A 9,265-nucleotide genomic window follows, 5' to 3' on the forward strand; every position below is an offset into this window, starting at 1 on the left:
AGCCCGTTCTCCGGGCTGCTCTACGCCGGTCTGGCGGTCACGTCCAACGGGCCTGCGGTGATCGAATTCAACTGCCGGTTCGGCGATCCGGAAACACACTCGGTGCTCGCATTGCTCGATTCGCCGCTGGGCCAATTGCTGCATGCGACAGCCACCGGCGAGCTGGCCAGATTCGGCGAGCTACGTTGGCGCGACGGCGCGGCAGTGACGGTGGTGCTGGCGGCGGAAAACTATCCGGGCCGGCCACGGGTCGGCGACGTTGTGGTGGGATCGGAGGCCGACGGGGTTTTGCATGCCGGAACGGCCCGCCGCGACGACGGCGGGATCGTGTCGTCCGGCGGCCGAGTGCTCTCTGTGGTGGGCACCGGGGCAGACCTGGCCGAGGCTCGTTCTGCCGCTTATGACATTCTCAGGTCAATTCGGCTGCCCGGCAGTCACTTTCGCACCGATATCGGGTTGGCAGCCGCAGCAGACAAGATCCGCGTCTAGAACCCCACGGCCTGGCCGTCGCGGCGGGGGTCGCTCACGGCGAGATATCCACCGTCGAGCCGCCAGATCGCCTGGCAGCTGCCGAACTGGTTGTAGTCGTCCGCGGTAACCAACTGATGACCGCGCCGCTCGAGCTCGTCGAGCGTTGACGGCGGAAAACCCGTCTCGCAGCAGACTTGCAGGCCCTGCGCCCAGCGAAAGCGCGGGCCGTCGCAGGCCGCCTGCGGGTTCTGGCCGTGGTCGACGATGCGGGTCACCACCTGTACGTGGCCTTGGGGCTGCATCGGGCCGCCCATCACCCCGAAGCTCATCACCGGCGCGCCGTCCTTACTCAGAAAACCCGGGATGATGGTGTGGTAAGGCCGTTTGTTCGGCCCAATTCGGTTCGGATGTCCTGGTGTCACAACGAAATCCGCGCCGCGGTTTTGTAGCGAGATCCCAGTGCCGGGCACCACCACGCCCGAGCCGAATCCCAGGTAGTTCGACTGGATCATCGACACCATCACTCCCGAGGCGTCGGCGGCGGTGAGATATACGGTGCCCCCACGCGGCGTCCCGGCGGACGCCGGCTTGGCCTGATTGCGATCGATCAGCATCGCCCGCTGCCGCAGGTATTCCTTGTCGAGCAGGCTCTCCGGGCGCACCGCCATGTGCTCGATGTCGGCGACGTAGGCCTGCGCGTCGGCGAAAGCGAGCTTTACCGCTTCGATTTGCAGATGCACGCTGTCGGCCGAATCGACCGGGAACGAAGCCATGTCGAACTCTTCGAGGATGCCCAGGGCGATCAATGCGACGATGCCCTGGCCGTTGGGCGGTATCTCGTGGATGGTGTAGCCGCGGTAGTCGCGGCTGATCGTCCCGACCCAGTCGGCCCGGTGCGCGGCGAGGTCGCTGGCCCGCATGACGCCGCCGTTGGCCGTCGAGTGGGCTTCCAGCGTGGCCGCGAGTTCGCCGCGGTAGAACGCCTCGCCGTTGGTTGCGGCGATCATCTCCAGCGTGGCCGCGTGGTCGGGCAGGGTGACCCGCTCGCCGGGCTTCGGCGCTCCACCGTCGGGCATGAACGCTTCGGCGAATCCGGGCTGGGACTCGAACAGCGGGACCATTGCGGCCCATTGCTCCGCGATCGTCGGGGAGACCAGGAAGCCGTTGCGGCCGTGGGCGATTGCAGGTTCGAAGAGCCGGCCGAAGGGAAGCTTGCCGAATTTGGCGTGCAGTTCGACCCATGCCGACACCGCGCCCGGCACGGTCACCGAATTCCAGCCCAGAAAGGGAACTCCGTTGTCGCCGAAGTACTCCGGCGTCCACCCCGCCGGTGAGCGCCCCGACGCGTTCAGTCCGTGCAGTTGTCGGCCATCCCAGACGATGGCGAAGGCGTCCGACCCGATGCCGTTGGAGACCGGTTCCACCACTGTGAGGGCGATCGCGGTGGCGATGGCCGCGTCGACCGCGCTGCCGCCGTCGGCGAGCATCCGAAGACCCGCCTGGGCGGCAAGCGGTTGTGTTGTGCACACAACATTGCTTGCCAGCACCGGCTTTCGCGGCCAGGCGTAAGGCAGGTCCCAGTCGAATGGCTGCACGGTCAGTCGCCTTTCCCGAACCGCTCGGCCACCGCTCGGCGGTCTACCGAGCCTTTCGCGGTGTGCGGAAGCTCGTCGGTCAGCGCGATGTTGGCGGGTACTTCGAAGGCGGCGAGCCGCTCTCGGCAGAACTCGGTGAGGTCGGCGGCGGTCGGCGGGGCGGACCGATCGGGCACCACCGCCGCACCGACCGTCTCTCCGTAAAGTCGGTCCGGGACACCGAAGACGGCCGCCTCCAAGACATTCGGGTGACCGGCTAACACGCCCTCAACCCGCTCCGGCGATATCTTCTCTCCGCCGCGGTTGATGAGCTCTTTGATGCGGCCACGCAGCGTTAGCTCTCCAGTCCCCGACAGCGATCCCAGATCGCCGGTGTGTAGCCATCCATCCGTGAACGTTTGCTCGGTTGCGCTCGGATTGGCCAGGTATCCGCGCACTACGGTGGGGCCGCGGACCCAGATTTCCCCGACGGCATCCGGTGGGCAGGGTCGGCCGTCGTCGCCGACGATCTGCACCTGCACTCCCGTCGATCGGCCGACGAGGCCGGCCGTCACCGTGTCGTCCTCGCTGGTGCTTGCCATCTGATGGGTGGCCTCGGTCATGCCGTAGGCAGATAGCACCGATGCCCCGAACGTCGTCTGCAACGCTTCGGCAGTTTCCGGGTTCAGCGCCGCGCTGCAACTGCGAATGAAGCGCAGCCCGGCCCGTTCCGGGCTAGCGTCAGTCTCCTTGCGTCCCAGCAAGATTTGGTGAATCGTGGGCACCGCGGTGAACCAGGTTGCGCACGCGGCGCGCAGGTCGTCGTCGAACGTGTCCGCAGAAAACCGCCCGCGGGCGGGAATCAGCACAGTCCCTCCCGATGCCAGAGTCGAGAGCAGCGCGGCAATCAGCCCGTGGCCGTGGAACAGCGGCATCACCGCGAGGGTCGCATCAGCAGGACCGAGCCCATAGCTGGCGACGACGTTTCCGACTGAGGTTGCGACGTTGTGGTGCGTCCAGGGGACCATCTTCGGAGCGCCGGTAGTGCCACCGGTGAACATGATCAGCGCGTCGTCCAGTTGCAATCCGTCCGGTCCGGCGCTCGCCGGGGATGGCGGCGCGGCGGTGTCGACGTGAGCGGTGACGGCGCCGTCGTCTCCGCTGACCGTGACCGAGATTGGCCAGTGCGGCAGAGCGGCCTCGCCGGTCTCGCCCGCCGCGTCGCCGTCGACCAAGACGACTCGTCCGCCGGCGGCCGTGATCCGGGCACGCTGGTCGGCGACCGGCAATGCGGGATCCAGCGGGACGACGACGAGCTCCGCACGCGAAGCCGCTAACAATCCGACGACGAACTCGGCGCTGCTGGGTGCCCGCAGGCCCACCCGGTCGCCGGCCAGCAAGCCGGCGTGGGTCAGCTGTCCGGCCACATCGTCGACCAGCCGCATCAGGTTGCCGTAGGTGATCGGAGTGCGGTCGGCGGTGACGACGAGCGCGTGCGCCTTGGGATGGCGACGTGCCGACGCGGCGACCAGATCGGCGATATGCGGGCTCGAAGCCGTGTCGTGGGCCTTCATCCTCCCCACTCCTTCCACAGTGCAAAACGGGACTTGACCTGCACGATGCCCCTCATGCCACGCAGCTGTCCAATACCCATGAACGAACGCTTGATAGACGAAGCCTATCAAGCTAAAACCCCTGCCCGAGAGCCGGTTTCGGCCGATCTCCGATCGATCGATGTCGTCTATCGATGCATAGCAAGCCGGTCTTGGACACCTTACGGACCGTGGGTGACAGTGGATCCATCGGGCAACCGCCCATTCAGCGTCAGGAGATAGAGCATGACCAGTTTCTCGACACGGTGGCGGTTGAACGAGACGCGCCCGTGTCCGCATTGCGGCATGGCGCACGATTACGACTGCCGACGGTACGTCTTCATCAGCATCGTTGCAGCACTAGGGATCGCGGCATCCTTGCTCACCCTGATTGCCGTAGTGCCCGCAGTGATCCGATAGCTCAGCGGATTAGTGCTCGATAGACCGCATTTATCGCTGCATAGCAACTTGGAGTTGGACGCCCGACGAGGGAACGGACAAGAGTGGTGGGGACGGGTAGCCAGCCCACTCGCACACAAGGAGTCGTCACCATGACCACCCAATCGGCACCTCCCGAGCTGACTGACGGCTTCCACGTGTTCGTCGACGCCCTCAAGCTCAACGGCGTCGACACCATCTACGGGCTCGTCGGCATCCCGATCACCGACCTCGCGCGTATCGCGCAGAAGTCAGGGATCCGCTTCATCGGTTTCCGCCATGAGACCTCCGCCGGCAACGCTGCGGCTGCCGCCGGGTTCCTCACCCGCCGGCCCGGCGTCTGCTTGACGGTCTCGGCGCCCGGCTTCCTCAACGGACTGGTGGCGCTGGCCAACGCCACGACGAACTGCTTTCCGATGATCCAGATCTCGGGATCGAGCGAGCGGCACCTGGTGGACATGCAACGCGGCGACTACGAAGAACTGGATCAGCTTGCGGCGGCCCGACCGTTCGCGAAGGCGGCGTACCGCATCGGCCGAGTAGAAGACATCGGCCTGGGTATCGCCCGCGCCATCCGCACCGCGATCTCCGGACGACCTGGCGGCGTCTACCTCGACATCCCGGGTGCCGTGCTCGCACAAGCCATCGACGCGCAGACCGCGGCCAACACCATCTGGCGGGTCATCGACCCCGATCCAGCCCAACTGGCAGCGCCCGAGGCAGTCGATCGTGCTTTCGAGTTACTGGCTCAGGCGCAACGGCCGCTGATCATCCTTGGGAAAGGCGCGGCATACGCCCAGGCCGACAATGCGATCCAAAAATTCGTGGAAGCCACCGGCATTCCTTATCTGCCGATGTCGATGGCCAAGGGGCTGTTGCCCGACACCCACCCGCAGTCGGTTGCCGCAGCACGCTCACTGGCGCTGGCCCGCGCGGATGTGGTCATGCTGGTCGGCGCCCGGCTGAACTGGCTACTGGGTCATGGTGCGTCGCCGCCGTGGTCAGCCGACACGAAATTCGTCCAGATCGATGTCGCGGCATCCGAATTCGACAGCAACCGCCCGATCGCGGCGCCGCTGGCCGGCGACATCGGTTCGGTGATGTCGGCATTGCTCGGCCGGCTCGACGCACATCCGATCGTCGCGCCGACCGCGTGGACCGGTGAACTTGCCGAGCGTCGGGCGCACAACGACGCCGCGATGCGTGAACGCTTGGCCGAGGATCCGCACCCAATGCGCTTCCACAATGCGCTGCGCGCGGTCCGCGATGTGCTGCAACAGCATCCGGGGGTGTATTTGGTCAACGAGGGCGCCAATGCGTTGGACATCGCCCGCAACGTGATCGACATGCAACTGCCGCGTCACCGGCTCGACAGCGGGACCTGGGGCGTGATGGGCATCGGCATGGGCTACGCCATCGCCGCGGCGGTCGAAACCGGCCAGCCGGTGGTGGCGATCGAGGGCGACAGCGCATTTGGCTTCAGCGGGATGGAATTCGAGACGATCTGCCGTTACCGGCTACCGATCACCGTCGTCATTCTCAACAACGGCGGGGTCTACCGGGGTGACGAGACCTTAGGCGCGAACCCGGCGCCTACCGTACTGAGCCCGAACGCGCGCCACGAGTTGATCGCAGAGGCCTTCGGCGGCAAGGGTTATCACGTCACCACTGCTGCCGAATTGCAGTCCGCGTTAACCGACGCGCTGGTATCCAAGGGGCCGGCGATCGTGGACTGCGAGCTTGACCCTGCCGCGGGTGTGGAAAGCGGACACCTGACCAGCCTCAACCCAAAAAGCGCTGCCGCCAGCGGGTAGTCTCAGCGCCGCCTTGTAATTCCGAGCAACCGGGCGTCGAAAAACTCGTTCAGCGACAGCTTTTGCGCGCATGCTGAAAATGCGCGGGCTATCGGCGATCCCGGCTCTGCGGAGTTGGTGGCGACGGTTATCTGCGCAGTGAGGGCCGGATCGACGAGTTCGAACACGCGGATGTCCCCGGCCATCAGGCTGGTCCATAGCCAGGTGTGCGGGACGATACACGCCCAATTTCCGGTGGCGACTTGCGCCAACATAGAAGCCACCGAGTCCGTCTCGACCTGCGGGGTGATGGTGATGGCGTGGTCGGCGAAGGCCGCGTCAATGACCTGCCGGTCCCGCATGTCCGACGTCAGCAACGCCAGCGGCAGCTGTGCCGCATCCGGCCAGCGCACCGTCGACGTGCCTGCGGGCAGCATGTCGGCCGGCGCAAGCAAGACATAGCGTTCCTCGTACAGCGGGACCAGTTCCACCTCGCGGGCCTCTTCGGGAACGCTGTGCACTATCGCGGCTTCCAGCTCGAAATCCCGCAGACGTCGGTACAGCTCAGTGGTTGCCAGGCGGGAATGGATTTGCACCTTCACCAACGGGTGCTCCGAACAGAACGCCGAGAGCACCAACGATGCTGTCGTGGAAGCCGTTGGTACGGTCCCCAGCCGAAGTGTGCCGGTGATCCCAGAACGGACCGCGCGTACCTCGGCCTTGAAAGCGTCATGCTCGGCGAGAATTCGCTTGGCCCACACCACCAAACGCTCGCCCTCGGCTGTCAGCCCCTGAAAGCTGTGCCCGCGGTTGATGAGTGTGACGTCAAGCTCGCGTTCGAGTTTGGCAATTGCGGCCGAAAGAGCGGGCTGCGACACGTAACACTTCTCGGCCGCCCGAGCGAAGTGTCGCTCCTGGGCGACCGCGACGAAGTACTCCAGCTGACGAAAGAGCATCGGCACCTCCGTCCGGATGGGCGCAGGACCCAAGTGTCTCAGCGTGCCCCACAGCCAGCAAGCACCCGATATCGTCGTCACTACGGTAGCTGATACGATTGCTGTCTCAGCGTACTTTCAGAGCCCCCGAATCCCGAAGGTTGACCTATGTCCAAGCCCGTCATCGTCAGTGCCGTCCGGACCGCTATCGGGACGTCGTTCAAGGGCTCATTGGTCAATACTCCGCCCGAGATCCTCGCCACCACAATCCTGCAAGAAGCGGTCCGACGGTCCGGGCTCGAGCCGGCCGATATCGACGATGTGATCTTCGCCGAATCCCACTACGGCGGAGGCGATCTGGCGCGCTACGCGGCGGCGGCCTCGGGGATGGCGTCAGTACCCGGTCAGGCCGTCAACCGGCATTGTGCGGGCAGCCTGACCGCGGTAGCCAACGCGGCCGCGCAGATCGGTTCCGGCGTCGAGCGCGCGGTGGTCAGCGGCGGAGTGCAGTCGCTGTCAATGACTCCGCTGATGAAGCAACGCATCCCAGGGCCGACCCTGGAATTCCAAGACCAGTGGCTCCCGCCCACCCATGTGGAGGCACCCGACGCGCCGACCCGTGACATGTCGATCACCGTGGGGTGGAACACCGCCCAGGCAGTCGGGATCAGCCGCGAAGAGATGGATGCCTGGGCGTTGCGCTCGCACCAGCGTGCCATCGCCGCGATCGACAACGGTGCTTTCCTCGATGAGATCGTCGCGTTGAAAATTCAAGGCCCCGACGATGCGCTGGTGGACTTCAGCGTTGACGAACACCCGCGCCGCGACACCAGCATAGAGAAGCTCGCGTCGCTGAAAGTGCTGCATCCAGAGATCGACGGGTTTTCCATCACCGCTGGCAACAGCAGCGGTACGAACGATGCGGCTGCCGCGCTGACGTTGACCGACGACGACTTCGCCCGATCTGCCGGGTTGACGGTGTTGGGCTCGGTCAAGACATGGGCCTCGGTCGGCGTCGAGCCACGCGACACCGGTTTGGGCGTGGTGCGGGTGATCGGCAAGGTGCTGGACCGGGCCGGTCTGGCCCCCGCCGACGTCACGCTGTGGGAGATCAACGAGGCGTTCGCCTCGGTGCCGATCGCCGCCTGCCGCGAGTACGGGCTCGACGAGGACCGGGTCAACACCTACGGCAGTGGGTGCAGCCTGGGCCACCCCATTGCGGCTAGCGGCGCGCGGATGCTCACCACGCTGGTGCATGAATTGGGCCGCCGCGGTGGCGGGATCGGTGTGGCAGCGATGTGTGCGGGCGGCGGTCAGGGTGGCGCCGTCGTCGTCGAGGTCTAACCGGCTTCTCGACGCGCGGCGATGAGCCGGCTTGCGTGCTCGAGAATGCAGTTGAGGCCGTACTCGAAGTTGATGTCGTCGGCGACGCCGATCCGGTGACCTTTCTCGGTCAGTTCGGCGATCAGCGGCATGGTCTCGGCATCGATGACCGAAGTTCCGCTGCGGCGATAGGGTTGCGCCCCGCCGGATCTGTCCTGTAGCCGTTCCAACACCGCCGCACCTTGGGTGTGAACCGAGATGCTGGCGTAGGTGTCGAACGCGTCCTCGGGCGATAGGCCCGCCTCCACCAGGGTGGCAACCGCTTTTTCGAGCTTCTGGAAGGCGGCCTGCGTTGCCTCCCGGCCGAAGGTGCCGCGGATCAGGATCAGATCGCAGAGGATCGGATTGCTGCGGAACGTCTGGCGCATCTTGCGAGCGTGATTGCGCAACGAATCCCGCCAATCCTGGCCCTCGACGAACGGCGTCGCGAAGTCGTACTGGCCCAAGGCGCGATCGGTCATCGCGTTGAGCAGATCGCCCTTTTTCCGGAAGTACCAGTAAATGCTCGTCACGCCGACGTCGAGGTGCTTGGCCAACAGCGGCATGCTCAAGCCGTCAACCGATACTTCCTTGGCTACTTCAAACGCGCCGTTAATGATTTCGTCGACGTTGATCGATCCACGCTGACGGCGCTGCCGCTTGTCTGCGACTGCCTGCCTGGCCAATTCCGGTAACCTCCGACACTAAAGAATGCGCTATCGTATCAAATATCGTAAGGCTTCTGATAATGACTTACGCAGTTAGCAGCGGTGCCATCCAGGTCAATTCGGCGGGCAGCTGCGAACTCCAGAACGATGCGTCGTGTCCGCCGGGCGAGAACCCGCCCGACGGCGGGCTGGGCAGCTGAGCCACGAACTGCTTTGTCGCTCCGTAGAACGGATCGCTGTTGCCGCAGTCGACCCTGATTGGGATCGACGCCAGCGCGGGCATCCCGAATACCGAGTTGGCCGCGAAATCGTCAGGACCGTCGAATGCGCCCGGCGCGGCCGCCCCGGACGACAACCACAGCGCCGGGCTCACCGCGCAGATCGCTGCGGTGCGGGGCGCCCCGAGCCGACCGCCGAGCAACAGCGCGCCGT

General features: G+C 65.5%; 7 protein-coding genes and 1 pseudogene. 3 read left to right on the forward strand and 5 right to left on the reverse strand.

All coding sequences use genetic code 11. The features are described from left to right. Positions 1-489: phosphoribosylglycinamide synthetase C domain-containing protein (locus WAN71_RS09245; protein ID WP_422225043.1), on the forward strand; the 489-nt coding region annotated here is incomplete at its 5' end. On the opposite strand, the gene WAN71_RS09250 is transcribed toward WAN71_RS09245, so the two are convergent. Beyond that, the gene (locus tag WAN71_RS09250; RefSeq protein ID WP_422225049.1) at positions 486-2,072 is read right to left on the reverse strand and encodes a gamma-glutamyltransferase family protein; all 1,587 of its coding nucleotides are present in this window, start codon (positions 2,070-2,072) and stop codon (positions 486-488) included. The genes WAN71_RS09245 and WAN71_RS09250 overlap by 4 nt on opposite strands. Then, positions 2,069-3,619 carry a FadD7 family fatty acid--CoA ligase gene (locus WAN71_RS09255; RefSeq protein ID WP_422225044.1) on the reverse strand — a complete coding sequence of 517 codons (1,551 nt, stop codon included), beginning with the start codon at positions 3,617-3,619 and terminating at the stop codon, positions 2,069-2,071. Before WAN71_RS09255 ends, WAN71_RS09250 begins: the two co-directional genes overlap by 4 nt. 569 nt (positions 3,620-4,188) lie before the next feature. Here WAN71_RS09255 and oxc point away from each other — a divergent pair. Beyond that, positions 4,189-5,889: an oxalyl-CoA decarboxylase gene (oxc, locus tag WAN71_RS09260; protein WP_422225045.1), complete on the forward strand. Its 1,701-nt coding sequence runs from the start codon at positions 4,189-4,191 to the stop codon at positions 5,887-5,889. A 2-nt stretch (positions 5,890-5,891) separates the two neighbouring features. Here oxc and WAN71_RS09265 read toward each other — a convergent pair whose 3' ends face one another. Next, complete coding sequence (locus tag WAN71_RS09265) at positions 5,892-6,824, reverse strand: LysR family transcriptional regulator (RefSeq protein ID WP_422225046.1); 933 nt, start codon at positions 6,822-6,824, stop codon at positions 5,892-5,894. 147 nt (positions 6,825-6,971) lie between these two features. Between WAN71_RS09265 and WAN71_RS09270 the strand changes: the two genes are divergently transcribed. Then, positions 6,972-8,147 carry a thiolase family protein gene (locus WAN71_RS09270; RefSeq protein ID WP_422225047.1) on the forward strand — a complete coding sequence of 392 codons (1,176 nt, stop codon included), beginning with the start codon at positions 6,972-6,974 and terminating at the stop codon, positions 8,145-8,147. Here the strand turns inward: WAN71_RS09270 and WAN71_RS09275 are convergent. Both WAN71_RS09275 and WAN71_RS09280 read right to left on the reverse strand, forming a co-directional pair. Further along, on the reverse strand, positions 8,144-8,851 hold the full coding sequence (locus WAN71_RS09275; RefSeq protein WP_422225048.1) for a TetR/AcrR family transcriptional regulator C-terminal domain-containing protein: 708 nt from the start codon (positions 8,849-8,851) through the stop codon (positions 8,144-8,146). The two genes, WAN71_RS09270 and WAN71_RS09275, sit on opposite strands and share 4 nt — an antisense overlap. A 67-nt stretch (positions 8,852-8,918) precedes the next feature. Beyond that, positions 8,919-9,265 (reverse strand): annotated as a pseudogene (locus tag WAN71_RS09280) (alpha/beta hydrolase); the annotation flags it as partial.

The organism is Mycobacterium sp. (assembly GCF_049280035.1).
In the GTDB taxonomy this organism is placed as follows: Bacteria; Actinomycetota; Actinomycetes; order Mycobacteriales; family Mycobacteriaceae; genus Mycobacterium.